The sequence below is a fragment of the Sphingomonas sp. Leaf28 genome (genome assembly GCF_001421685.1).
Taxonomy (GTDB): domain Bacteria; phylum Pseudomonadota; class Alphaproteobacteria; order Sphingomonadales; family Sphingomonadaceae; genus Sphingomonas; species Sphingomonas aurantiaca.
Genome location: NZ_LMKX01000001.1, coordinates 1,053,172 through 1,077,767, shown reverse-complemented (window position 1 = coordinate 1,077,767; position 24,596 = coordinate 1,053,172). Strand labels below are relative to the sequence as shown.

18 protein-coding genes and 1 pseudogene are annotated in these 24,596 nt (G+C 67.3%); 9 read left to right on the top strand and 10 right to left on the bottom strand.

What is annotated here, in order from left to right; translation table 11 throughout:
* Positions 1-70: 70 nt before the first annotated feature.
* From ASE79_RS04980 to ASE79_RS04955, 6 genes are all read right to left on the bottom strand, one after another.
* A complete protein-coding gene (locus ASE79_RS04980; RefSeq protein ID WP_056412460.1) occupies positions 71-2,254 on the bottom strand; it encodes a penicillin acylase family protein in 2,184 nt (727 codons plus the stop codon).
* Positions 2,255-2,314: 60 nt separating this feature from the next.
* On the bottom strand, positions 2,315-3,703 hold the full coding sequence (locus tag ASE79_RS04975; protein ID WP_056412457.1) for an HWE histidine kinase domain-containing protein: 1,389 nt from the start codon (positions 3,701-3,703) through the stop codon (positions 2,315-2,317).
* 126 nt (positions 3,704-3,829) lie between these two features.
* Positions 3,830-4,534 carry a dihydrofolate reductase family protein gene (locus tag ASE79_RS04970; RefSeq protein ID WP_056412454.1) on the bottom strand — a complete coding sequence of 235 codons (705 nt, stop codon included), beginning with the start codon at positions 4,532-4,534 and terminating at the stop codon, positions 3,830-3,832.
* Positions 4,535-4,711: 177 nt separating this feature from the next.
* Positions 4,712-5,050 carry a hypothetical protein gene (locus ASE79_RS04965; RefSeq protein ID WP_056412451.1) on the bottom strand — a complete coding sequence of 113 codons (339 nt, stop codon included), beginning with the start codon at positions 5,048-5,050 and terminating at the stop codon, positions 4,712-4,714.
* Positions 5,051-5,130: 80 nt separating this feature from the next.
* Positions 5,131-6,618 carry a glycerol kinase GlpK gene (gene glpK, locus ASE79_RS04960; protein ID WP_082445060.1) on the bottom strand — a complete coding sequence of 496 codons (1,488 nt, stop codon included), beginning with the start codon at positions 6,616-6,618 and terminating at the stop codon, positions 5,131-5,133.
* Between the two features lie 16 nt (positions 6,619-6,634).
* On the bottom strand, positions 6,635-7,501 hold the full coding sequence (locus tag ASE79_RS04955; protein ID WP_235516746.1) for an MIP/aquaporin family protein: 867 nt from the start codon (positions 7,499-7,501) through the stop codon (positions 6,635-6,637).
* Positions 7,502-7,673: 172 nt separating this feature from the next.
* Here ASE79_RS04955 and ASE79_RS04950 point away from each other — a divergent pair, with 172 nt between their 5' ends.
* From ASE79_RS04950 to ASE79_RS04930, 5 genes are all read left to right on the top strand, one after another.
* Positions 7,674-8,726, top strand: a complete 1,053-nt coding sequence (locus ASE79_RS04950; RefSeq protein WP_162236990.1) for an AraC family transcriptional regulator — start codon at positions 7,674-7,676, stop codon at positions 8,724-8,726.
* A gap of 112 nt (positions 8,727-8,838) precedes the next feature.
* The gene (locus ASE79_RS04945; RefSeq protein WP_056412444.1) at positions 8,839-9,930 is read left to right on the top strand and encodes an efflux RND transporter periplasmic adaptor subunit; all 1,092 of its coding nucleotides are present in this window, start codon (positions 8,839-8,841) and stop codon (positions 9,928-9,930) included.
* A 3-nt stretch (positions 9,931-9,933) separates the two neighbouring features.
* Complete coding sequence (locus ASE79_RS04940; protein WP_056412441.1) at positions 9,934-12,984, top strand: efflux RND transporter permease subunit; 3,051 nt, start codon at positions 9,934-9,936, stop codon at positions 12,982-12,984.
* Positions 12,977-14,398 (top strand): efflux transporter outer membrane subunit, encoded by a 1,422-nt coding sequence (locus ASE79_RS04935; RefSeq protein WP_056412438.1) that lies wholly within the window; start codon positions 12,977-12,979, stop codon positions 14,396-14,398. Before ASE79_RS04940 ends, ASE79_RS04935 begins: the two co-directional genes overlap by 8 nt.
* A gap of 70 nt (positions 14,399-14,468) precedes the next feature.
* The gene (locus tag ASE79_RS04930; RefSeq protein WP_056412436.1) at positions 14,469-15,293 is read left to right on the top strand and encodes a MipA/OmpV family protein; all 825 of its coding nucleotides are present in this window, start codon (positions 14,469-14,471) and stop codon (positions 15,291-15,293) included.
* A 73-nt stretch (positions 15,294-15,366) separates the two neighbouring features.
* Here the strand turns inward: ASE79_RS04930 and ASE79_RS20170 are convergent, their stop codons facing one another.
* A complete protein-coding gene (locus ASE79_RS20170) occupies positions 15,367-16,323 on the bottom strand; it encodes a bifunctional methionine sulfoxide reductase B/A protein (protein WP_082445058.1) in 957 nt (318 codons plus the stop codon).
* Here ASE79_RS20170 and ASE79_RS20715 point away from each other — a divergent pair.
* From ASE79_RS20715 to ASE79_RS04915, 3 genes are all read left to right on the top strand, one after another.
* Entirely contained in the window at positions 16,322-16,480 is a 159-nt protein-coding gene (locus ASE79_RS20715) for a hypothetical protein (protein ID WP_156359511.1), read from the top strand. The genes ASE79_RS20170 and ASE79_RS20715 overlap by 2 nt on opposite strands.
* On the top strand, positions 16,471-17,649 hold the full coding sequence (locus ASE79_RS04920) for an aspartyl/asparaginyl beta-hydroxylase domain-containing protein (RefSeq protein WP_056412433.1): 1,179 nt from the start codon (positions 16,471-16,473) through the stop codon (positions 17,647-17,649). The genes ASE79_RS20715 and ASE79_RS04920 overlap by 10 nt, the downstream gene beginning before the upstream one ends.
* 195 nt (positions 17,650-17,844) lie before the next feature.
* Positions 17,845-18,186: a hypothetical protein gene (locus ASE79_RS04915; RefSeq protein WP_056412430.1), complete on the top strand. Its 342-nt coding sequence runs from the start codon at positions 17,845-17,847 to the stop codon at positions 18,184-18,186.
* A gap of 95 nt (positions 18,187-18,281) precedes the next feature.
* Here the strand turns inward: ASE79_RS04915 and ASE79_RS04910 are convergent.
* Together ASE79_RS04910 and ASE79_RS04905 are read right to left on the bottom strand one after the other, a co-directional pair.
* A pseudogene (locus ASE79_RS04910) lies at positions 18,282-19,334 on the bottom strand (aspartyl/asparaginyl beta-hydroxylase domain-containing protein).
* A 255-nt stretch (positions 19,335-19,589) separates the two neighbouring features.
* Complete coding sequence (locus ASE79_RS04905; RefSeq protein ID WP_235516745.1) at positions 19,590-19,811, bottom strand: hypothetical protein; 222 nt, start codon at positions 19,809-19,811, stop codon at positions 19,590-19,592.
* On the opposite strand from ASE79_RS04905, the gene ASE79_RS04900 reads away from it, so the two are divergent.
* Entirely contained in the window at positions 19,788-21,041 is a 1,254-nt protein-coding gene (locus ASE79_RS04900; protein ID WP_235516744.1) for a hypothetical protein, read from the top strand. The two genes, ASE79_RS04905 and ASE79_RS04900, sit on opposite strands and share 24 nt — an antisense overlap.
* Positions 21,042-21,346: 305 nt before the next feature.
* Here the strand turns inward: ASE79_RS04900 and ASE79_RS04895 are convergent, their stop codons facing one another.
* Positions 21,347-24,451, bottom strand: coding sequence for a TonB-dependent receptor domain-containing protein (locus ASE79_RS04895; protein ID WP_056412422.1), 3,105 nt, complete (start codon positions 24,449-24,451; stop codon positions 21,347-21,349).
* Positions 24,452-24,596 lie beyond the last annotated feature (145 nt).

Genomic DNA, 24,596 nt, shown 5'->3' with positions numbered 1-24,596 from the left:
TTCGCGCTTTCGCGGCGGGTGCGGGGCCACCGCCCGATCGTGGAGGCACGCGACGACGGCTGAAACCGGCCTAGCGTCCCGGACGATAGCTTCGTTCGATATGCCCCTTCAGGTCCTCGGGATAGAAATAGACCGGGCGGAGCTGTCCTGCCGCATAGCGGGCGGTCTGGTCGGCGAAGTGGCGCGACGTGGTGTCGCCACTCTGGCCGCCCGCCATCACCGCCATCGCCTTCACGCGCGGGCCGAATTCGACGATCGCGACGAAGCTGTTGCCGCTGGTGCCGTAATAGCGCGTCGTGCCGGGCCAGGTCTTTGCGCCGAACGAGGCCAGGCTGCCCCATTGCGCCGAGGTGAAGGGCACGGGGATGGACGGTTTCGCGTCGTCGAAATGCGGCGCGATCGAATCGTCGAGCCGCTGGAACCGGTTGATCTTGCCCCACGGCACCTGCCAGCCGCCAAAGTCCTTCGTCAGCCGCTCGACCGCCGCAGACAGCGCGCCGAGCTTCGCGTCGGCGCCGACGCGCGTGGCGATATAGTCGGGGACGTTCATCCGCTCGGCCTGCGCGAAACTGCCGACCTCGCGGCACAGATGGTCGCCCCAGACCACCGCGAGGCTGGTCGCAGCGGAGTCCTGGCCCCAGCGGTGATCCCATCGCTTCAACAGCGCGATCGGGGCCGCGAGTTTCGTCCGGCGCGGATCGCGGGCGGGCAGGGAGTCCCACGCCGCGACGAGGCCGGGCAGCAGCTGCGCAAAGGCGGGCAGGTAGGAATCGAACGCCGCGTCCCGCAGCGTGTCGGGCGTCCAGCCGCGCTTGCCCGTCAGCAGCAAGTCGGCATGCACGCCGCGCGCATTGCCGCCGACCTGGTCCATGTAGCGCGGATAGTCCTTGGCCCTGGCGCTGTCCGGTCCGGCCGCGCTCCAGGGCCAGTCGTTGGTGTTGTGGACCCAGCCGGTGCGCGGGGCCGCGACGCTCGGCAGGCTGGCAAGGCTGTGCAGGCCGTGCCAGTCGGTCGCCGGATCGCTGCCGTCGACGGGTCGGGTATGGTCGAACCGGTCGCTGCGGATCGGCATGAACTGCGGCATCAGGAACGCGATCTCGCCCTTGCTGTCGGCGAACACCGTGTCGTTGGACGAGTTCGCCTTGCGCTCGGCGACCGCCAGATAGCTGGCCAGGTCGGTCGCCTTGGTCCGCAGATAGCTTTGCTCGAGCGCGGGGACGGGCTTCCACATCAGCGCGGTGGCGATCCAGCGTCCCGCCTTCATCGCGACGATCGGGCCGTGATGCGTGCGATAGGTGGTGAAGCGCCGCGCCCCCGACGTCCCGTCGGCCTTGCGAAAGCGCAACGTCACGGACCGTGTCCCGACCGGCCGCTGCTCTGCGCCATAGCGATACGCATAGCCCTGCCCACGCCGCACGATCCGCTCGGCGAACTCGTCGATATTGTCGACGGTCGAGGAGGTATGCATCCAGCCCGCCTTGGCGTTGAAGCCCTGATAGATGAAGAACTGGCCCCAGGTGCTCGCGCCATAGGCGTCGAGGCCTTCGGCGCTGGTCATCTGCGCTTCGGAGCGGAAGTAGAAGCTGGTGTGCGGGTTGATGAGCAGCAGCGCGTGGCGGTTCGCGGTCAGCTGCGGGGCGATCGCGATGCCGTTCGATCCCGACGGCTCGCGCGGCACCATGCCCAGCTCCTCCGGCGTCGGCGGGGTGGGCGTGCCGTAGAAGGTCTTCAGGTCGCTCAGCGAGATCCGCTCGATATCGCCGCCGATGCTCCCTTCGGTGAAGCTGAGCGCCATCCACGGCTCGAAGCGCGTCAGGACCCGGGGCCTGGTCTGCGGGTGCGTCGCCAGATAATAGTTCAGCCCGTCCGCCCAGGCCTGCATCAGCGTGCGCAACCAGGCGGGACTGGCCGCGTACTGCACTTTGAGGTCTTCAGGGTCGACGAACAGCCGCTGGCGCAGGTCGGCCCAGATCGCCTCCTCGCCCTCGGCTTCCGCGGTACGGCCGAGCGCGGTTAGGTAATTGGCCTCGATCCGGGGAAAATCGTCCTCGGCCTGCGCGTAGATCAGGCCGAACACAGCGTCGGCGTCCGACGTCCCGCGGATATGCGGGATGCCCCATTCGTCGCGCGTGATGGTGACGCGCGCGGCCTGCGCTTCCCACCGTGCCGGCTCGGTCGGCGGCGGGCTGGGCGCCGTCGTCAGCAGCGCCAGCATAATGAACGGAGTGCGCGCGCGCCGGAGAAGCTGATCCATGCGCCCAGCCTAAGACGCGCGCGACGCAAACACCATGCGTCGGCGAACGACCGGTGGCCCCTACGCCCCTACGACCGCGCCGATCTTCGGTAGCGGCGCGTCGATCCGGAACACGACGCCGGCCGGATGGAATTCCAGCGACGTTTCGCCGTGGAAATAAGAGCGGAGCGAGCGTTCGATCATCCTCGAGCCGAAACCCTGGCGAGTCGGCGGAAACACCAACGGGCCACCCTGTTCCTGCCACAGGAACGTGAAGCGGCGCTCGTCCGCATCGGGGTCCTGCTCGCAGGCCCACGCGATCGTCACCATCCCGGTCTCGTTCGACAGCGCGCCATATTTGCACGCATTGGTCGTCAGCTCGTGCAGCGCCAGCGTCAGCGCGAGCGCGAGCTGTGGCCCCAGCTCGATATCGGGGCCGTCGAGCGTGACACGATCCCGGAGGCCATCGATCGAGGTGAGGCCCGCCGTGGCGACGTCGCGCAACGTCGCCTTCTGCCATGCGGTCGCGGTCAGGATGTCGGTTGCCTTGCCCAGCGCGACGAGGCGTTCGGAGAAGATGGCCGTGGCGAGTTCGACGCTGTCCGCCTTGCGGAACGTCTGGTTGGCGATCGACTGTACCAGCGCGAGCACGTTCTTGAGCCGGTGGCCGAGCTCGCCGTTCAGCAGGCGCTGCTGCTCCTGCGCGACCATCAGTTCGGTCGTGTCGCGGGATACGGCCAGAATCCGGTCGGGTGCGCCGTCAAGGCCCAGGATCGGCGACACCGACACATCCCACCATTTGGGCGTGCCCGCGAACGTGTCGGCCTTGCCGACGAAATGGCTGGGCCGCCCCGCGCGCGCTGCCGCCAACGCGGCGACCGCGTCGGCATTGCCGTTGCCCTGCCAGAAATCGGGCCAGGGGCAGCCCTGCACGGCGTTGAAGTCGCCGATCTCCATGACCTTCATGCCGCCCTCGCTCATGAAGGTCAGGTTGCCGCCAAGGTCGAGGACCTTGATGCAGTCGGTCGAGCTGGCCAGCACACCCGACAGGAACGCGGCGCGTTCCGCCAGGTCGGTGGCGAGCTGCCGCGTCCGCCGCACCCCGGCGCGCAGTTCGCCCGCCAGCAGCGACACACCGACCGCGACCAGCAGGAACATGAACGACCCCGCCCATTGCGGCCCCGTCAGCCATAGCTCCACCGACGGGCTTCCGATCGACCACGCCGCGAGCGCCATCGCCAGCACGCTGGCATAGAGCGCGGGCGCTTCGGCAAGTGTCAGCCCGATCAGCAGGATCGCCGGGATGAACAGCAGCCACGGCACGAGCGACGTGACGAACAGGCTGCGCAGCAGCGCAACCGTCACGATCAGCAGCGTGCAGGCCAGATAGCGGGTGAGCCGCGGCAGCGGATGATCAATCGACCAGGCGACGATGCCGTCGAAAAAGGGCAGGCCTTCGGTTCGTGTCATCCGCGCGCGTCCGTTACGGACAGCCCTTTTTGGCGATCCCTGCGCGCTGCATAGCGCAATGCCGCCCGCCCCGTCACCGGCGTTTGTTACGGTGCCGCGTCACGGCCTTTCGCGGGCGCCAAACAGTCAGTCGGGCGCGCTTACCGCATAGCGCAGGTGCACCGCGCCGCCATCCAGCGGTTCGCAGCCGAGCAGCGACAGCGTCACCTTGCCCTTCAGCCCGTCGCCGGCGGCGACGATTCGCTGCGAGTCATCGCCGCCGTCCAGCGCCGGCGCGACGACGATGCTGAGTTCGTCGACCAGCCCTGCAGCCAGGAAGGCGCCGTTAAGGCCGGCCCCGCCTTCGAGCAGCAACGTCTCGATCTCCAGCTCGCGACGCAGCGTTGCGAGCGCATCGGCAAGATCGATTTCTGTGGTGGAGGAGACGAGGTAGGAAACGCCGTTCGCGGCGAGTTCGGCGAGGTGCGCGTCGTCGACGTCGCCGCCCAGCAGCACGACCACATGATCGCCGCCGATATCGGGCTTGGAAAAGTGCAGCTTGCCCGACCGGTCTGGTGCGATCGCAAAGGCCGCGGCGTCGCGGGCCTGGAACAGGAACGGCCGTTCGACGCCGCTCGCATCGCGCGGTGGCTGCGGCTCTCCCTTTGCCATCTCCGCCATGGTGACCCGCCCGACGATCCAGCCGTCCGCACCGAGGCGATCGTGAAGCGCTTCATAGGCGCGCGTCCAGTCCTTCACCGTCCCGTCGGGGCTGTCGGTATAGCGGCTGGGATGCAGGCCGCCGTCGATGGACGAGGTCATGTGGCAGATGATGCGCGGGCGATCGGTCATTGGTGAAACTCGCTGGGAAAGATCGTTCCTCAACGCAGTGGAGCAAGGCAGGTTCAACCGTCCCGAGGTCGTCATCCGCTTGGCGTGCGCGCTCCGTCATCACGACGGTTTAGCCGCCAAGCCAACCGCTACCCAGCGGAGTCCTGAAATTGGCTATGCCGTGCGTCGCGACGATCGTCAGCGCTGTTTCTTGGTCGTCGTCGCGGTGAAGTCGGGATCCTTGTTCGCCACCCAGTCGACGAACTTGCGCACCGCGGGGTTGGCCAGCAGGCTATCCACATCCATCGCGTGACGCTGCAGCTCCGAATTTGTGAAATTGGCGGTCAGCGTCTGCTGGCAGATCGGGTGCATGGGGACGACATCGCGACCGCCCCGGCTCTTGGGAACGGGATGGTGCCAGACGATGGTCTTGCCGGTCGGCCGGCCGCACAGCCAGCACGCGACCACGGCCACCGGCTCCTCCGCGGTGCTCTCCGGATCCTCGTACGGGCCGTGTTTCGAATGCTTGCGGGCCATCTGTTCAACCGAATGCTTGATCCTGCGGCGGTCCTTAGCGGGCGCGCCGCGCGTTTCACAGCGCTACCGGACGGGCAGCGTCAGGGCTTTTTCCGCGAACTCGTCCGGTCGACGGCATCCTGCCACCCGTCCATCAGGCTGGCGCGTGCATCGCGGGTCATCGCCGGCGTGAAGATGCGGTCTTCCTTCCAGGTGGCGGCGATATCGTCGGGACCGTTCCAGATCCCCACCGCCATGCCGGCCAGGAATGCAGCGCCCGCCGCGGTCGTCTCGATATTGGCCGGGCGCACCACGTCGGTGTCGAGCATGTCGGCGAGGAACTGGCAGAACCAGTCGTTCGCCGCCATCCCGCCATCGACGCGAATCTGGCGGGCATCGCGCGCGCCGTCGGCGACCATCGCGTTCATCAGGTCGGCGGTCTGGTACGCGACCGATTCGAGCGCGGCGCGCGCGATGTGCGATCCGGTCGCCGCGAAGGTGAGGCCGGTGATGCTCGCGCGCGCGTCAGGATCCCAGTGCGGCGCACCGAGGCCGACAAACGCCGGCACCATGTAGACGCCGCCATTGCCGTCCAGCTTGGTCGACATGTCGTGCGTGTCGGCCGCACGGTTGATCAGCCCCAGCCCGTCGCGCAGCCACTTTACCGCCGCACCCGCGACGAAGATCGAGCCCTCCAGCGCATAGGTGATCTTGCCGTCGAGCTGATAGGCGATCGTGGTCAGCATGCCGTTCTTGCTCGTCACCGCCTCCTCGCCGGTGTTGAGCAGCACGAAGCAGCCGGTGCCGTAGGTCGATTTCGCATCGCCGCGCTGGAAACAGGCCTGGCCGACGACGGCGGCCTGCTGGTCGCCCGCCATGCCGCCGATCGGGACGGGCTTGCCGAGCAGGTCCGCGGTGGTTTCGCCGAAGATCGTGCTGTTGTCCTTCACCTCGGGCAGCAGGCTTTCGGGGATGTCGAGCATCCGCAGCATGTCCTGGTCCCAGGCGCCCTTGTGGATGTCGAACAGCAGGGTGCGCGAGGCGTTGGACGCGTCGGTCGCATGGACCTTGCCGCCGGTCAGCCGCCACAGCAGGAAGCTGTCGATCGTCCCGAAGGCGAGCTCGCCGCGCTCGGCACGCGCGCGCACGCCCTCGACCTCGTCGAGGATCCATTTGAGCTTGGTGCCCGAGAAATAGGGGTCGAGGATCAACCCGGTCCGCTCGCGCACCAGCGGTTCGTTGCCGTCCGCCTTCAGTTGCGCGCACAGCTTGGCGGTGCGGCGATCCTGCCAGACGATCGCGTTGTGGACGGGCTTGCCGGTCTTGCGGTCCCACACCACCACCGTCTCGCGCTGGTTGGTGATGCCGATCGCGGCGACGGTGCCGCCGTCCGCCTCGGCGGCCTCTTTCAGCGTCGCGACGGTATCGCGCCAGATGTCCTCGGGATCATGCTCGACCCAGCCCGACTGCGGATAATGCTGCGCGAATTCGCGGCGTACGGTCTGGCGGGGCACGCCGTCGGTGCCGAACGTCATGCTGCGGGTCGACGTCGTCCCTTGGTCGATCGCCAGGATGATGGTCTCGTTCACAGGGTCAGTCCTCGAGTTATTGTGGGCCGGCGACAGGCGTGTCGCGCGGCAGGAAAGGCCGGATCAGCAGGTGTTGCACGCCGCCGCCGATGATCGCGCCGATCAGCGGGCCGGCGATCGGCGCCCACCAGTAATTGCCGACGCCGGGAAACGCGGACGTGTCCCATCCCATCAGCCAGGCGAAGGTGCGGGGGCCGAGATCCCGCGCGGGGTTGATCGCCCAGGCCTCCAGATACCCCATCGACGCGCCGATGACCGCGACCAGCAGGCCGATCACGATCGCGCCGAAATTGGCCTGCGGTGCCATCGTGTTGAACTCGTCGGTGATCGCGAAGATGCCGAAGACCAGGATCGCGGTCAGGATGATCTCGTCGATGAAGCCCTTCATCGTCGTCACCGCGAGACCCGGCGCGGTGAAGAACACACCGGCTGCGCCGCCGCCCGCCCGCGTGAGATTCTGCGTCGCGTTGAAGTGATCGATCACGTTGTAATACAGCGCATAGACGATCGCCGCGCCGAGGAACGCGCCGACGAGCTGCGCGCACCAATAGGGCAGGACCTTCTTCCACGGAAACCCGCGATACAGCGCGAGCGCCAGCGTGACGCCCGGATTGGCATGCGTCCCCGAGACGGCGCCGGTGACGTAGATCGAGATCGACACCGCCATTCCCCAGGTCATGCAGACCCCCCAATAGGCGGTCTTGTACGGGCTTGGATCATACAGCGTGTACATCGCGGCGACCGACAGGCCGAACGTCATCACGATGCAGATCGCGACCGCCTCCGAGATCAGCTCGCCGACAAAGGCCTTGCGCGGCGTCATCGACGCGGCCGGATCGGTCGTTGCCGGCGATATGGCCTGCGCCGCCTGCTCGATTGGCATCCTGTGCTCCTCCTTGAACGCCGTCGACCACCTTGCAGGCGGCCGTGTTCGCCAACGCCCTTGTACCGGCACGAAGACCATTGTCGACCGGTGCGGATGCGGTCCGGCTGGACATACCCACGGCATCATGGTTTTCGCCAGCGATGATCGATCCCACGCCCCGTCGTCAGCCGTGATCGCGCAGGTCGACCTCCTGTTGCGCGGCGGGGCGATCGGCTTGCTGATGCTGGCGGCGGTGGTGTTCGCGCGCGCGCCGGCGTCTCTGCCGAGCCGGTTCGGGCTGGCGCTGACGCTGTGCACGGTGGTGGGGACGCTGGCAGGCTTGCCGCATGCGCCGACCGCAATCGATCCGCTGCTGGACCTGAGCGCGAGCGCCGCCATTCCCTTGTTCTGGCTGTTCGCGCGCGCCTGGTTCGACGATGCGTTTCGCCCCAAGCCGGTCGACATGGCGCTGGCGGCGGCGTTTCTGGGCTGCACGCTGTACGCCGGATTGCAGGGGCGCGGGCTTGCAGCGCCGATCCGCGGGCTGGATATCGCGGTCTATCTGGCCGGGATGGCGTTTGCGATCCATGCGCAGTGGCTGGCGTGGCGCAATCGACAGGGCGACCTGGTCGAGCCTCGCCGGCAGGCGCGAACGGTCTTCGTTGTATCGGTCGGGCTGATCATCCTGTGGCTGCTGGGCAGCGAGATCGTCGGCCGCGCGACCGACGAACTCGCGCTGTCGGGCATGGCGTCCGCGGCCGGGCTGTTCATGGGCGCGTTCGTCATCACCGCGCTGCTCTTCGGATTGCGGCATCCGGAGGCGTTTCCGACCGCGCTTCCCCGGGCGACCGGGGACGATACCGTTCCAGAGGCGGTCACGTCGCCCGAACCGCTCGACGCAGCGCTCGGCCAGAGCCTTGCCCGGATGATGACGCAGGACCGCGCGTATCGCGATCCCGAGCTGACGATCGGCACGATTGCCGCCCGCGTGGAGACGCCCGAATATCGCGTGCGCCGCCATATCAATGGCGGGCTCGGCTATCGCAACGTCAGCGATTACCTCAACGAGCACCGGATCGCCGAAGTCCGCAGCGCGCTGGCCGACCCGGCGCAGGCCGACGTGCCCATCCTGACGATCGCGATGGATGCGGGGTTCGGCAGCCTGGTGATGTTCAACCGCGTGTTCAAGGAACGGCTCGGCGAGACCCCGAGCGCGTTCCGACGGCGGCATCTCGAAAACTAGCCACGCCTGAACCCCGGTCGTTTTCGAAAACGACCGGTCGATTTCGAGGACTGGCAGGCCGGGACGGCCACGAATCGGCAGGGCGATCCGCGTTCACCAACGGGACGCGACGATGCCGAAGATTCTCCACTCGACGACCGGGCTGATTGCCGCCGGTTTGACCCTGTTATCCTGCGCTGGCTGCTCGTCAGAGCCCGTCGCATCGCCCCGGTCCGACGCCACGCTGGTCGATGTCGTCACGATCCACCATGCGGGCGGACAGACCTCCACGTTCGACGGCATCTTGCGCCCGCGCCGCGATATCGCGCTCGGTTTCAGGACCGGCGGCCGCGTGCTCGCTTTGACCGTGCAGGTCGGCGACCATGTCCGCGCCGGGCAGGTTCTCGCCCGGCTCTCGCGTACCGAAGCGGTCGCCGATAGCGGGCAGGCACGCGCCGAACTCGCGGCCGCGACTGCCGAAGCGACGCGGGCAAGCGAGGCCGCCAGGCGCGCGACCGGGCTGGACGGGATCGGCGCGCTGTCCGCGGCGGATGTCCGCGACCGCGCGCTGACCGCGACCGCCGCCGCGGCCAAGCGCGACGCAGCGCATGCCGCATTCGACCGCAGCCGCGCGACGCTCGCGGACTCGGTACTGGTCGCGCCCGAGGACGGCGTCGTGACCGAACGCGCCGCCGACTCCGGCACCGTCGTCGGTGCGGGCACCACCATCGTCCGCCTCGCCGCGGGCGGCCCCGAAATCGAGGTGCAGCTGCCCGAACGCGTGCGGGTGACGCGCGGGACGATGGCGGATGCGAGCTTCTGGTCCGCGCCGGGTCTGATCGCCGAGGCACGGTTGCGGCTGGTGGAACCCGCGGCGGATGGCGCGCTGCGGCTGCGGACCGCGCGGTTCACGGTGCTCGGCGACGTCGCGCAGATCCCGTTCAACGGGTCGGCGACCGTCACGCTGCGGATGGCGGATCCCAAGGCGACGATCCGCGTGCCGCTGACCGCGCTTGGCGCGGAAGGGCCCCAGCCGCACGTCTGGTCGCTGTCGACGAGCGGCGACCGGGTGCATCGCCAGCCCGTCCACCTCGTCGATCTGCGTGGCGACGATGCGATCGTCTCCGGCCTGCCCGATGGCCAGCGGATCGTCGCGAGCGGTGGCGACACGCTGTCCGAAGGGCAGCACGTCGTCATGGCCGGCCTCGTTACAGGCGGCAACTGAGCGATGGACCGCTTCAATGTGTCGCGCTGGGCGATCCGTCACCCCGCGCTCGTCGGGTTCCTGATCGCGCTGCTGTTCGCCGCGGGCGCCGCGCAGTTCTTCACGCTCGGGCGCGATGAAGATCCCACCTTCACGCTGAAGGAGATGATCGTCGCCGCGTCCTGGCCGGGTGCGAGCCCTGCGCAGATGCGCGCGCAGGTCGCCGATCCGATCGAACGCCGGCTGCGGGCGACCGAAAACCTCGATTTCCTCCAGACCTATTGCGGCGACGGCCGCTGCGCGATCCGCGTGTCGCTGACGGATGGCGCGCCGAAGGACCGCGTCCCGCTGATCTGGCAACGGGTGCGTAAGCAGCTGAAGGATATCGAGCCTGCTTTGCCCGCGGGCGCGTCGGTCGCTGCCGACGACGATTATGCGGACGTGTACGGCTATGTCTTCACGCTGACCGGCGCGGACAATGCGCGGCTCGTGGCGCTGGCCGAGCAGGCGCGCGACGCGATGCTGCGCATCCCCGGCGCGGGCAAGGTGCAGATCACCGGCGAGGTGCCGCGCCGGCTGTTCGTCGATCTCGACTCGCGCAGGCTCGCCGCGATGGGGCTGTCGCCCGACACCGTCGTGCAGGCACTCGCCAAACGGAGCAGCGTCGCGCCCGCGGGCGTGGTCGAGCGATCGATGCGCGTCCCCGTTCGCATCGGCAGCGCCGTCGACGGCATCGATGCGGTCGAGAACACCGCCGTGTCTGCTGCGGCGGGCACCGCGAAGGTCGGTGACCTCGGCACGGTCAGCAACGGCTATGCCGATCCGCCGGACGGGCTGGTCCGCCATGCGGCCAAGCCTGCCGTCGTGCTGGCGATCGCGATGACGCCGGGCGCCGACGGTCTCGGATTCGGCAAGCAATTGTCGGAAGTCGCCACCGCGTTCGGCCGGACGTTGCCCGCCGGGGTCACGATGACCCAGGTCGAGGACCAGAGCCAGAATATCCGCGAGGCGGTCGACGCGTTCCTCATCAAGTTCTTCTGCGCCTTGTCGGTGGTGCTGCTCGTCGCCTTCGTGACGCTCGGGTGGCGGACCGGCGTCGTCGTCGCCCTGTCGGTGCCGCTGACGCTGGCGATCGTCGCGCTGTTCATGGGCGCGACCGGGATCGGGCTCGAGCGTATCTCGCTCGGCGCGTTGATCCTGTCGCTCGGCCTGCTCGTCGACGATGCGATCATCAGCGTCGAGGCGATGGTCGTGCAGCGCGAGCGCGGCGCGACGCGGGCCGATGCCGCCGCCTATGCCTGGACGCACACTGCGTTCCCGATGCTGACGGGGACGCTGCTGACGATCGTCGGCTTCCTGCCGGTCGGTTTCGCCCAGTCGACGACCAGCGAATATGCCGGCGGCATCTTCTGGGTGACCGGCTCTGCGCTGCTGGTGAGCTGGGTCGTCGCGGTGGTGTTCACGCCGTATCTGGGCGTGCGGCTGCTGCCCGAGGCGAGCGCACAGCACGATGCCGCGGCGATGTACGACACGCCGGTCTATCGCCGGCTGCGCAATGTGGTCGATGCGTGCATGGCGCGGCGCAGGACGGTGGTGGCCGTGACCGCGGCGCTGCTGGTCGCGAGTCTCGCGGGCGCGATGCTGGTCCGGCAGCAATTCTTTCCGATTTCCGACCGTCCCGAGATCATCGTCGACGTCAGCCTGAGGCCGGGCGCCTCGCTGTCCGCGACCTCCGCCGCGGTGAAACGGCTCGAAGCGAGCGTGGCCAAGGACCGCGATGTCGCGCAGCTCGACAGCTATATCGGCCAGGGCGCGCCGCGCTTCTACCTGCCCTACGGCCCGACTCTGCCCGATCCCGCGACCGCGACGATGGTGCTGGTCGCGCGCGATCTCGACGCGCGCGAACGCGTCATCACGCGGCTGCTCGCGAACCACGCGTCGCCCGAGGCGAAGCTCCACATCCGTCGCCTGTCGCTCGGGCCGAGTGCGGGCTTCCCCGTGCAATATCGCGTGATCGGTCCCGATCCGGCGGTGTTGCGGACGGTGTCCGCGCGGATCGAGGCGGTGTTGCGGGCGACGCCGGGAACGACCGCGGTGCAGGCGGACTGGGGGACGCCCTCGGTCGCGATGCGACTCGATCCCGACGACGACCGCGCAGCGCGGCTCGGGCTCGATCGCGCGACGCTGGCGGGGAATGTCGCGACGATGCTGTCGGGCCAGCCCGCGGGCGACGTGCTGCGCGGCACCAAGCGGATCGGCATCGTCGTGCGCGGCACGGCGGCGGATCGCAGCGATCCCGGGCGGCTCGCGGACATGGTGGTGACGACGCCGCATGGTCCGGTCCCGCTCGGCCAGGTCGCGCGGCTCGGCGTGACCACCGAACAGCCGATCGTCTGGACGCGCGACGGTGCGCTGTGCATCACCGTGCAGGCGGACATGACCGGCGACGTCCAGGCCGCCGACGTGGTCGCGGCGGCGAAGTCGCGCGTCGCGGCGATCGCCAAGGCGCTGCCCGCCGGCTACCGGATCGAGGACGGCGGAGATGGCGAGCTTGCCGCCAAGGCCAACGACGCGATCTACCGGCTGCTGCCGATCACGCTCGGTCTGATGCTCCTACTGCTGATGATCCAGTTGCAGAGCATCGGCCGCACGCTGCTGGTCCTGGCCACCGCCCCCCTCGGCGTGATCGGCGCGGTGGTGGCGCTGGTCGTGACCGGCGCGCCGTTCGGGTTCGTCGCGTTGCTCGGGCTGATCGCGCTCGCCGGCATGATCATGCGCAATTCGATCATCCTGGTCGATCAGGTGCAGCACAACCAGGCCGAGGGGATGGACCTGCACGCGGCGATTCGAGCCGCCACGATCGGCCGCTCGCGCCCGGTCGTGCTGACCGCGCTCGCGGCGGTGCTGGCGTTCATTCCGCTGTGTTTCAACATCTTCTGGGGGCCGATGGCGATCGTGATGATCGGTGGCCTGATCGGCGCGACGATCCTCACGCTGGTCGCGTTGCCCGCACTCTACGTGCTCGCCTTCGATCGCCCCGCCCGCCCCATCCATCAGGACGACCGACATGCATGATCCGAAGCTTTCGCGGGTATTGCCGCTGATGCTCGCCGCCGCGCTGGCCGGCTGCACGGTCGGCCCCAACTTCACGCGACCGGCCGCGATCCTGCCGCCGGTCTGGCAGACCGCGCCTGCCGCCCAGGCACCGAGCGACACACGCTGGTGGCGCAGCTTCGGCGATCCGGTGCTCGACTCGCTCGAGGCACGCGCGGCATCGGCGAATCCCGACATCGCCGCGGCGATCGAGCGGCTCACCGCCGCGCGGATCGAGCGCGGGCAGGCACGGGCCGCGGGTGCGCCGCAGGTCGAGGGTCAGGCCGGCTACAGCCGCGAGCGGGTCGGGACGGCGGGCATCGCGTCGGTCACGCAGACGGTGCTCGGCGTCACCCCGACGAGCACGCCGCCAAAGGGCGTCGACTTCGATCTCTACAGCGTCGGAATCGGCGCAAGCTGGGAGCTCGATCTGTGGGGCGGCCATCGTCGCCAGGCGGAGGCGGCCGCGGCCTCGGTCGACGCAAGCGACGCCGCCGCGCGCGGCGTGCGGCTGTCCGTCGAGGCCGAGGTGGCGCGCACCTATGTCCAGCTGCGCGGCCTGTGGGACGAGCGCCGCATCGCGCAGGCGGGCGCCGCGATCGCCGAGCAGAACGCCGCGATCGCGCGCGCGCTGCTGGCCCGCGGGCTCGCCACGCCGATCGATCTTGCCGCAGCCGAGGAAACGGTGCGAAGCTTGCGCGGCGATGCCGTCGACCTCGACCAACAGGCGGCAAGCGCGACGCGCGCGCTGGCGGTGCTGGTCGGCGACACCCCCGACACCGCCCCGTTCGATCGCAGCGTGGCACCACCGCCGCGCCCCCTCCCGGCCAGCGCGGTGCGCATACCCTCCGAGGTCGCGCGAACACGCCCCGACATCATCGAGGCCGAGGCGCGGCTGCATGCGGCGACCGCGCAGATCGGCGTCGCCACCGCCGATTTCTATCCGAAGATCAGCCTGACCGGGCTGTTCGATATCGACGTGCTGAACCTTGTCGATTTCGGCTGGGATGCGCGCAGCACGAGCATCGGCCCGGGCCTGTCGCTGCCGATTTTCTCGGGCGGGCGGTTGCAGCGGCAACTCGACCTGCGCCGCTCGGAGGAGCGCGCCGCCGCGCTCGCCTATCGCCAGACCGTCATCACCGCGTGGCGCGAAGTCGACGACGCGCTGTCCGCGACCCGCGCCGCCGCCGAGCGGACCAGCCTGTCGAGCCGCGACCTGCAGGCGCGGCAGCAGACGGTCGCGATGGTCCAGGCCCGCTATGCGCGCGGCGATATCGGCGCGCTGCCGGTGCTCGACGCACGCCGGGCCGCGCTGTCGGCGGAGCGCGCCGCGGTGCGCCAGCGCGTCGCCGCGCTGCTCGCGCACATCCAGCTCCAGCGTGCGCTCGGCGGCTAACGGCGCGCCGCGCGCCTCATTTTTCTAAAGAAGGACCTAATCGATGCTCCCTATCCGTACCCGGGCCCTCATGCTCGGCAGCACCTTGACCGCGTTCAGCGCGATCCCCGTCCGCGCGCAGGACGGCCCCGCCGATCCGTACCGCGATACCGTCACGGTCGGCGTCGGCGTCGCGGCATTGCCCGATTACGAAGGCTCGAACGACTATCGGATCACGCCCGCCCCCGCCGCGATCGGGACGATCAAGGGCTATGGCTTCGTGCTCGCGGGCAACCAGTTGAGCGTCGATCTCGTCAAGACCGCGCCGGGACCGGTGTGGGATGTCCAGGCCGGACCGATCGCGCAGCTCAATTTCACCCGGAGTTCGTCCGGCAGCATCGACGACCTGCGCGTCCGCGCGCTCGGCAAGCGCGGCACGGCGGTCGAGCTCGGTGGCTATGTCGGGCTCGGCAAGACCGGCGTCCTGACCAGCGCGTACGACACGCTGTCGGTGACGCTCGGCTATCGCCACGACGTGAGCGGCGTCCATGACAGCGGGATCTGGAGCCCGGGCATCACCTATGTCACGCCGCTGTCGCGCAAGGCCGCGATCGGCGTGTTCGCGTCCGCCGACATCGTCGAGCGCGGCTATGCGCGGACCTATTACAGCGTGTCTGCGGCGCAGAGCGCAGCCAGCGGACTGCCGGTATATACCGCGCATGGTGGCCTCAAGAACTGGACGCTCGGCGTGATCGGCAGCTATTCGCTGACCGGCGACCTGCTGCACGGCGTCAAGGTCGTCGGCGGCGGCACCTATGGGCGCATCGAGGGCGACATCGCGCGCAGTCCGCTCGTCGCCATCGCCGGCGCGCGCGACCAATGGCTGGGCACGCTCGGGCTCGCCTATACGTTTTGACGACGTCGGCACGTGCCCTGCCACGGCGGCAGCGGGGCGGGGCGGGGTGGTCGTTACCGGCCCCGATCCGCGCTCACGCCGCTTCGGCGCGGCGCGGCAGTTTCCAGTTCGGGCGGACGAAATGGCAGGTATAGCCGTTCGGCTTGCGCTCGAGATAATCCTGATGCTCGGGCTCGGCCTCCCAGAAATCGCCGACCGGGGAGAGTTCGGTGACGACCTTGCCCGGCCACAACCCCGACGCCTCGACATCGGCGATCGTGTCCTGCGCCACCGCCTTCTGCTCGGCGTCGGTATAGAAGATCGCGGACCGATAGCTGGCGCCGCGATCATTGCCCTGGCGGTTGACCGTGGTCGGATCGTGGATCTGGAAGAAGAATTCGAGCAGCGTCCGGAAGTCGGTCCGCGTGGAATCGAAGACGATCTCGATCGCCTCGGCATGGTTGCCGTGATGGCGGTACGTCGCGTTGGCGACCTCGCCGCCCGAATAGCCGACGCGCGTCGACACGATTCCGGGCAGCGCGCGGATCAGATCCTGCATCCCCCAGAAGCACCCGCCGGCCAGCACCGCACGCTCGGTCCGGCTCGGCGCGTCCTCGACCTGGTCGAGATATGCGGCATAGCCTTGCGCGGCCATCTCGGCGCGCGGCACGAAGCGCAACGCCGCCGAATTGATGCAATAGCGCAGCCCGCCGCGGCTGCGCGGACCATCCTTGAAGACATGCCCCAGATGGCTGTCGCCCTGCGCCGAGCGAATTTCGGTACGCGGAATCAACATCGACCAGTCGCGCTTCGACGTGACGGTGTCCGGCGCGATCGGCCGCGTAAAGCTGGGCCAGCCGCAGCCCGATTCATATTTGTCGGTACTCGCGAACAGCGGCTCGCCCGAGACGATGTCGACATAGATCCCCGGCGCCTTGGTGTGGAGCAGCGCACCGGTGCCGGGGCGTTCGGTCGCATTCTCCTGCGTCACCCGATATTGTTCGGGGGTCAGCGCGGCGATGGCGTCTTCGGTCTTGGAATAGGTGGGCATGAACGCACTCCTCGATCGCCATGTGGTGAGCCCGCAGGATGCTGTCGAGGTGCGGACGGAGAGCGCGGTCGCCTCGCCGCCGCGGATCGCGATGGTCCCTGTCCGGCCGAACCGCTACGGTGCCGCCGATACGCAGTGTGAGACGCCATGCCCCTGACCAGATCCCAAGCCGAACTGCTCGCCCGCGAGGGCATGGCCGCGCTGCGCAACGGCAATGCGGCGACGGCATATGACAAGCTGCTGCTGTTGCAGGACGGCGCGTCCGGTATCCCCGCGCCGTGGTTCCTGATCGCCCAGGCCGCCCAGGCGCTCGGACGCGACGAGGAGGCGGATGCCGCGCTCGTGAAGTTCCTTGCGGTCGAGCCGCGTCATCTCGCCGCGCTGCTGACGATGGCGGCGCTCAAGGTCCGGCGCGGCGACGATCGCGCCGCGCAATCCTTCTACCGCACCGCGCTCAACGTCGCGGCGCAAGCCGGGACGACCGTCCCGGCCATGCTCGTTCCGATGCTGCGCGCGGGCGAGACGTTTCTGGCTGAGGTCGCGAGGCGCTTCACCGAGCATCTCGACCAGATCCTGGTCGGCACGCGTGGCGCGACGGGCAAGCACAGCGCGCGAACGCAGCACGCGCTCGATCTGATGGCGGGGCGGACCGAGCTTTATCTGCAACAGCCGTCGATGTTCTATTTCCCCGGGCTCGCGCAGCGCGCCTTTTTCGAGCGCGAGGAGTTCGCATGGGTCGCAGCGATGGAGGGCTCGACCGCCGCGATATGCGCGGAACTCGACCGGGTGCTCGCGACCGACGACGGATTTGCGCCCTATGTCCAGTCCATGCCCGATCGTCCGGCGCCCGCGAACCCGTTGCTCGACGATCCGAGCTGGAGCGCGTTCCAGTTGTGGCAGGGCGGTGCGCCGGTCGAACCCAATGCGTCGCTATGTCCGCAGACGATGGCGGCTCTGGTGTCCGCGCCGATCCCGGTCATCGCCGGGCGTTCGCCGATGGCGATCTTCTCGCGGCTCAAGCCCGGCACGCATATCCGCCCGCATCACGGGATGCTCAACACGCGCCTCATCTGTCACCTCCCGCTGATCGCGCCGGACGGCTGCGGGCTGCGCGTCGGCGCGGAGACCCGCCACTGGAAGACAGGCGAAATGCTGATCTTCGACGACTCGTTCGAGCATGAGGCGTGGAACCGCGGTCAGGAAACCCGGGTCGTCCTGTTGTTCGAGATTTGGCGTCCCGAACTGACGCCCGACGAACGCGCCGCGCTGACTGACATCTTCGAGGCGATCGACACGTATCAGGGGGCCGCCGTCGATACCGGCTGAAGCGGGTGGATCGATCGGATATAGTCCTTGGTCGGCGCTTGAACGATCGTCGTCAGAGCTGTCGTCATCAATTGCGCGTTGTGGCTCGGGCCGATCGATGGTTTTGTGTCACGTCTGAAAAACAGATCTTGCCAATCTGCTGGCGCCCGGAAACCTATCCTTGGCCCGTCGGTTGGTGGATTGAGGAGAACGGCCATGAAACGCATCATGATTCTCGGACTGCTTGCCTGCGGGAGCGCATCGTCTGCGCAATTCATCGTATCCGGCCCCTACATCGCCCCGGGATCTACGTCTTCCCAGTTCGCTGCCTATCAAGGGATTTCCCCTCAGGCTTTGGGCTTTGCGGCGGCAAGCGACGGCATCACGCCGACGATGCGCAGACAGCGCGAGGAACGCGCACGGCAAGTCTACGCCATGTTCCCCGAACTGCGGGACGAGATGGCACGGGCGTCGCCAGACCGCGCTCGGTACATGTACGCCAAGGCCGAGCACAAAGCGATTTGGGCCAACGTTCAAGCCAAGCGCATGGTCGACTGAGCCTCGACCGACCTTGGCTAAGGTTTAGCGGGAATAACCCTTGGCTTTCGCCCGGTCGGGCCAGCGTCACGAGCGCTGACGCCGTACCGACCTGATCAGTCGACAATCTGCCCGTTGTCCCCCAGCCGCGTCCCGAGCGCGCCGAACAGATGGCGCAGCATCGTTCGTTCGACCTCGGTGAGATACGGGTTCCACACGTCGATGATCAGGACGGCGCGGATCGAGTCGCTGTCGTTCCACGCCTCGTGCTCGATCGTGTCGTCGAACACGAAGGCCTCGCCCACACGCCATTCGCGCGTTTAACCGCCGACGCGGAACGCGCAGCGATCGGGGACGATCAACGGCAGATGGACGATCGACCGGATGTTGCTGACCCCGGTATGCGGCGGCAGGTGCGTCCCTGGTTTCAGGATCGAGAAAAACGCGGTCGGGGCCCGTCCGGGGATATCGGCGAGCGGCAGGCTATCGAGGATCGCCGCGGTTTGCGGGCACCGGGCACATAGCTGGTCGTTCCGCACGCCGTAGCGCCAGAGATACTGGACGCTCCAATCCGCCGAGTGATCGAGCGCGCTCCACAAATTGGGCGGCGTGCCCGGCATCATCGTGACATAGGGGGTGAAATCCGGCGCAGTGTCCGCCAGCAGCGTTTGCAGTTCCGCCAGGATCGCAGGCGTCGCGGCTTCGAGTTGCGCGAGCCAGTCGAAATGGTCGCGCGCGAAGAATTCGTCGGCGGGCAGGAATGGAAAGTGCAGCCCGTGCGGCGCGGGGGCATAGATCCTCCGGCGACCCAGCATGGCATCGATACACGCATCGAACCGAGCTTGCTGCCCCGCCGCCGCGGCGGTGCGCAGCGGCTGCATCGCCGTATCGACATCGTCGGACAGCGCTTGGCTCAGCACCGCGATCCGGTCCGTCGCGCGCGCCAGCAACTGGTCGAGCGCGGGCGGGCGGTCGGGCATCGCCTGGATGACCGTTGCGACGCCACCCCAGCGAAATGCGGCGGCCGACATGTCCGCGGTCCGCTCGAACAGCTCCGCGATCCGGACGTTCGCCATCAGGTTGCGCTGGTCCAGCGCCAGTGCTCGCTCCAGCGCGGCGCGTTCCGCATCGGCATCGCCAAGGCCACGATGCGCGCTCGCCAGGTTCATCCACAGCGGCGCGGCGGTCGGATCGGCGGCGGCCGCGCGCGTGAAATAGGTCGCGGCACGCCGGTCGTCGCGCCCCAGCGCCGCCATCCCAACCGCGTTCAACGCTACGGGATGATCGGGCTTGCGCGACAGGATCGCCTCGAACGCCGCGGTCGCGCTCGCTCGGTCCCCGGCGCGTTGCGCCCGATCGGCGTCGCGCAGCAGCATATCCATGGACCGCTCTGCGGTGCTGTTCGTCATCGACTGCGCGTGCGGTTACGGCTGCGTGCCGGCGGAGGCGCGGCTCACCATGTCCTGCCCCGTGGCGCGCGCATTCTGCGCGATCTGATCCCATTCCTGCCGCGTATGGCACTCGCGCCGCGTTTCGATCAGCGAGCCGGAGGGTGCGGACCGCTTGCAGATCTTGCGTTCGGCGGCAGGCGTCGCGCCGCCTTGCGGCGCGGGGGCGGATTGTTGCGGCGCCTGCGCGCCGGCCATGCCCAAAAGCGCCAAACCGATGACGAAATGTCCCATCAATGTCCCACCTTAACGCCTGATTCGAACCCGTATCATGATCGATTCGCAGCCGCGCACAATCGCAAACTGGCCGATTTTGCGACAGTCTTTCGCGTGGCGATACTCCCACCAATATGCGATCCCCACGCGATGAGCATTCCGCCGCGTTTTCCCCTGCCCGTCGATCGGGCCGCAGCAACAGACGCGGCGAAAACCGCCGATTCCCGGTGGTTGGCGCATCGTTATGATCCCGATCACGACGCGGTCCACCTGATCGACGCGGACCGCGCGGCGCGTGCCGCGGCGACCTTCCTGACCGACGAGCATCTGCCGTCCGCAGCGCAGCCGGTGATCGTGTCGCGCAAGCTGGCGTGTGATGCCGTGCAGCGGCGCGATCCGGTGCATTTCGTCTTTCACTCGGCCTATTGTTGCTCGACGTTGCTGGCGCAGGCGCTCGACCATGTCGGGGTGGCCTCGACGTTGAAAGAGCCCGTCATCCTCAACGATCTGGTCGGATGGCGGCACCGCGGCGGCGATCCTGCGCGCGTGGGCGACGTGCTGGACAGCGCGTTGACGCTGCTGGCGCGCCCGTATGTGCCGGGGGAGGCGGTGGTGATAAAACCGTCCAACGTCGTCAATGCACTGGCGCCCGCCATGCTGTCGATGCGTCCCAATGCGCGGGCGATCCTCCTATATGCCCCGTTGCCCGTCTATCTGACGTCGATCGCGCGTAAGGGCATGTGGGGGCGGCTGTGGGTGCGCGAGTTGCTCGCCAAGCAGCTCGCCGACGGGATCGTCGACTTGGGTTTTGCGCCGGACGACTATTTCCGTCTGACCGATCTTCAGGTGGCGGCGGTAGGCTGGATCGTCCAAGCGGATCTGTTTGCCGGGCTGGCTACGCGGTTTCCCGGGCGAGTCCGGTCGCTGCAAAGCGAGACGCTGCTTGCGGCACCGCGACAAGCGCTTGCGGCGATCTGCGCCCTGTTCGGACTGTCGGCGGACGCCGCGACGATTGACGCGCTCGCGCAGAGCAAAGCGTTCGGCCGCAACGCCAAGGACGGCACCGCATATCAGGCAGCGGATCGCGATCGCGACCGCAGCGACGGCGCGGTCCTTCACGCCGAAGAGCTAGACAAGGTGCTGGCCTGGGCACACGCTGTCGCGCGCAATGCGGGCGTCGCGATGGATCCGCCGGCGCCACTGCTGGGCTGATCTAACCAAGCTTTTGCCGGGTCGATGCCCCTATGTCCGGTACTAGCCTATAGGGCTGGCGGACTTCCTGACGTACCAGCGTTCGCTACGTCTGCAGTCACGCGCCGGAGCGTTTGCAAGGCGGGACTATTTTGTGCTGACGCTGTCGGCCATTGCTTAACCAAGCGATGTGTTCGGTATCGTACCGCCGACGTTCGCATTTTACGTGGCACCCGTGCGCCCTAGTCATTGACGTTTAATCGTCTCGGCCGACCAAAAAAAGGGCGGCTCCGAAGAGCCGCCCTCCCGGTAGATCTTTTGAGAACCTAGAAGTGCAACCGCGCACCAACCGCGAAGCGACGACCCAGCGCGTCGTACGTCGACGGGTAGGTGTTGCCACTGTTGTACAACGTCGATCCGACGGTCGATCCGACGATCGGCGGCTGCTTGTCAAACAGGTTCTGCGCAGTGATCGTGAAGTCGAAGTTCTCAGCAACCCCGATCCGAGCGGTCAGATCGATGTAATCATAGCTGGGAATACGTCCGAAGTTATACGTGTTACCATTCAGCTGACCACCACGAACCGCGCCTGAGAATGGAGTGGTCGCTGCCGAAGTGATCGCGAGGGGTTCGTATCGCACCTTGTCGACATGGCGCCAAAGGACGGAGAGATCGACATTGTCGAAGAACGAGAATGTCGCGCGTGATGTCCACGAGAACTTTGGCTGAATCGATGCGCAGTTGACCGAATAGTAGCCGGTGCATTCACGATTGACCGACGTGGGCGTCGCCTGGAACTTCGAATCATGCGTGTAGTTGCCGGTGAACGACAGCGCGAGTTTCACATTGTCGACCAAACGGGTCCGATAATTGACGCCGAGATCAATGCCGTCCGTCTTGAGCATGCCTAGGTTCGACAATGGCTGCGGCAGACCCGTGAAGACCGACTGGTCACCCGAGAGTGCGCCCGTCACCGGCTCACGCCGGATCGCTGTGCACGCTGCGCTGGTGGCCGTGGGAGCCGTTACGAAGCATGCATTGATGATGTCGTCTGGCGTCGGGGTGGTGATCGCTCGCTTAATTTTGATGTTGTAATAGTCGACGGTAACCGAGAACCCGGGGAGGAATTGCTGCGGCTGAATGACGACGCCCGCGGTGATGCTGTCCGACTTTTCAGGGCGCAGGTTTGGATTGCCCCCACTGGTTGCCACTGCCTGCCCGGACGTCGGGGTCTGGATCAGCCCAAGCTGCGAAGCTGGCGCGCCTTGCGCGACGCAGATCGCTGCAAGGTTGCCGGTTGGCGTCGGCGCGATGCGTTCGCCACGATCGTTGAATGAAGCGCACGGATCCGTCGACAGGTTGGTCAGCCCCGAAACGGGTGGTGCGAACAGTTCGCTGATGTTCGGCGCACGTACCGCACGCTGGTACATGCCGCGGAACTTCAGACCGTTTGCGGGCTCCCAGCTACCGCCAGCCTTGTAGGTCGTCGTGTTGAAGGTCGGTGCGGACGCGGTGAAGACCTTGTAGTGCGAGTAGCGTACACCGGCTTCGAGCGTAAGGCTCTGGAAGAAAGGACGATCCTGGACGAGCGGTGCAATGAGTTCGCCGAAACCTTCGCTGACTTCGTAGCCACCATCGATGTTGGGAGCGGCGCCGCCTGCACCACCGAGTTCGCCTGACGTCTGTGCCAAGGTATCGGACCGCTGCGACGCGCGATATTTGCGATATTCGGCACCCGCAGCAAAGCCGATCGAGTCGGTCGCAAACGGCGATGCGAAACCGAAGTCGCCGTTGAGCACCGCGCGTGCCTGTGCAAGCGAGGTGCGGATCGTTGTAGTGCTTTCACCCGTGATGTACGGGATTTGATTGGCGGCGATCGACCCGTCAGCGCCGAAGACGTTGAGTGGGACGCAGCCCGACCCTGCAGTGATCGACGCGCCGAGCGGTGCGCCGCTAAGGCAGGTCGTGGTGTTGGTCGCGTACAGAGCCGAGCGGACGCGCGAGGTCAGGACGTAGCCCTGGAGCGTCTGCGTGTTCTCCGACTCGCCATAACCGCCCGACACGTCCAGCTTGAGACCGTCGGTAAGATTGACCTTTACGCCTGCGCGATAATCGAAAATCGTGGTCTGGAAGTTCGAAATGCGCGGCCCGGCTTCGGTCGTGCGACGCGAGAGATTGGTCGTGATCGTGCGGAAGTTCGGGTTCGCCGTTGTGACGCCACCGACGGTGACCGTTGGGCTTGCTGTAGCAGCAAGATCGCACTGTGCCTGGGTAATGTTCGATGCCGCACAGAACTGGTTACGCGCTGCTGCCGGCAGATAAGGGTTCGACAGCGGGATCACGACTTGCGAACCAAACACGCCGGATGGGGCGACAATCGTCTCGACCGTGTTCTTCGAGAATAAACCGCGGGTATAGACCTCAACCGTGTCCGAGACGTCGTAATGACCGGCGCCATACATGTTGAACCGCTCGAACGGCGTCTGGAAGATGTTGTAGGGGTTGAAGTTGAACGGAACGACCGGCGTGGTCAGGGCACCCGTAGTCGGGTTGATCTGACGGCGACCGCCGAGCGTAAACACCGACGGGGTGGTCGTACCCGAGCCGCTGGTTGCGCCCGAGAACGAGTCGTAGTTCTGAATCGAATAGTCGCGCTCGCCTTGATAGACTGCGTCGGACTGCTGGTAACCGACCGAGAACACCGCGTTGCCGCGGCCGTCGTCGAAGTTTGCGCCGATCGTGATGTCGCCACGGAAGTAGGAGCCGTCACCGCGCTCGGTGATCTGGTTCGACACCGACGCGTCTAGGCCGGAAAAGTCCGAACGCGTTATGAAGTTCACGACGCCGGATACCGCGTCGGCACCGTAGGTCGTTGCAGCACCGCCGGTCAGCGTATCGACACGCTCGACCAACGCGAGCGGGATGTTGTTAAGATCAACGCGTCCGGCCAGACCCGAGGGGGCGATCCGGTTGCCGTCCATCAGGACGACGTTGCGGAACGAGCCAAGGCCGCGAAGATCGACATAGGACGCGCCGCCGTTGCCGTTGTTCACGGCCGAACCGATGCTCGGTACCGCGCCGGGCAGCGTGCGCAGGATGTCTTCTGCGGTGTTCGACTGGCGGAGCTGGATTTCCTCCTGACCGATGACCTGGACCGGCGACGAAGCGATCAGCGCCGGATTCTTGATCAGCGAGCCGGTGACGACGATGTCGCCCTGGCTGTTCTCGGTGGTCGGTGCAGCTTCCGACGTCGTCATGCCGACTTCGCCCTGCGCGTTGGCGCCCGGGGTGGTGGCTGGAGTCGCAGTCGCGCCGCCGGCGCGAATGCCCGAAGTGTCACCCTGGACCTGCGCGAACGCCGGTGTGGCGAGCGATGCCGCTCCCATGAGCAGCGTGGTCGCAAGCAGGTGAGTGCGCGCAGCAGATTTCATATTGGCCCCTTAATGTGCCGGCGTTTGACCGTGCATCAACACCGGAGAATTTCCGGTCATGCCGAGAATTATCGACCGATCGTGGCGCTCTGCAACGCATATAATCGATTCGGCCCTTTCGCTGTTTCGTTTGCGTCGCTAGCGT

Bases quoted from the DNA above. Each gene is read 5' to 3' on its own strand.
- ASE79_RS04980 (WP_056412460.1), bottom strand. From the start codon at position 2,254: ATGGATCAGCTTCTCCGGCGCGCGCGCACTCCGTTCATTATGCTGGCG.
- ASE79_RS04975 (WP_056412457.1), bottom strand. From the start codon at position 3,703: ATGACACGAACCGAAGGCCTGCCCTTTTTCGACGGCATCGTCGCCTGG.
- ASE79_RS04970 (WP_056412454.1), bottom strand. From the start codon at position 4,534: ATGACCGATCGCCCGCGCATCATCTGCCACATGACCTCGTCCATCGAC.
- ASE79_RS04965 (WP_056412451.1), bottom strand. From the start codon at position 5,050: ATGGCCCGCAAGCATTCGAAACACGGCCCGTACGAGGATCCGGAGAGC.
- ASE79_RS04955 (WP_235516746.1), bottom strand. From the start codon at position 7,501: ATGCCAATCGAGCAGGCGGCGCAGGCCATATCGCCGGCAACGACCGAT.
- ASE79_RS04945 (WP_056412444.1), top strand. From the start codon at position 8,839: ATGCCGAAGATTCTCCACTCGACGACCGGGCTGATTGCCGCCGGTTTG.
- ASE79_RS04940 (WP_056412441.1), top strand. From the start codon at position 9,934: ATGGACCGCTTCAATGTGTCGCGCTGGGCGATCCGTCACCCCGCGCTC.
- ASE79_RS04935 (WP_056412438.1), top strand. From the start codon at position 12,977: ATGCATGATCCGAAGCTTTCGCGGGTATTGCCGCTGATGCTCGCCGCC.
- ASE79_RS04930 (WP_056412436.1), top strand. From the start codon at position 14,469: ATGCTCGGCAGCACCTTGACCGCGTTCAGCGCGATCCCCGTCCGCGCG.
- ASE79_RS20715 (WP_156359511.1), top strand. From the start codon at position 16,322: ATGAACGCACTCCTCGATCGCCATGTGGTGAGCCCGCAGGATGCTGTC.
- ASE79_RS20170 (WP_082445058.1), bottom strand. From the start codon at position 16,323: ATGCCCACCTATTCCAAGACCGAAGACGCCATCGCCGCGCTGACCCCC.
- ASE79_RS04920 (WP_056412433.1), top strand. From the start codon at position 16,471: ATGCCCCTGACCAGATCCCAAGCCGAACTGCTCGCCCGCGAGGGCATG.
- ASE79_RS04915 (WP_056412430.1), top strand. From the start codon at position 17,845: ATGAAACGCATCATGATTCTCGGACTGCTTGCCTGCGGGAGCGCATCG.
- ASE79_RS04905 (WP_235516745.1), bottom strand. From the start codon at position 19,811: ATGGCCGGCGCGCAGGCGCCGCAACAATCCGCCCCCGCGCCGCAAGGC.
- ASE79_RS04895 (WP_056412422.1), bottom strand. From the start codon at position 24,451: ATGAAATCTGCTGCGCGCACTCACCTGCTTGCGACCACGCTGCTCATG.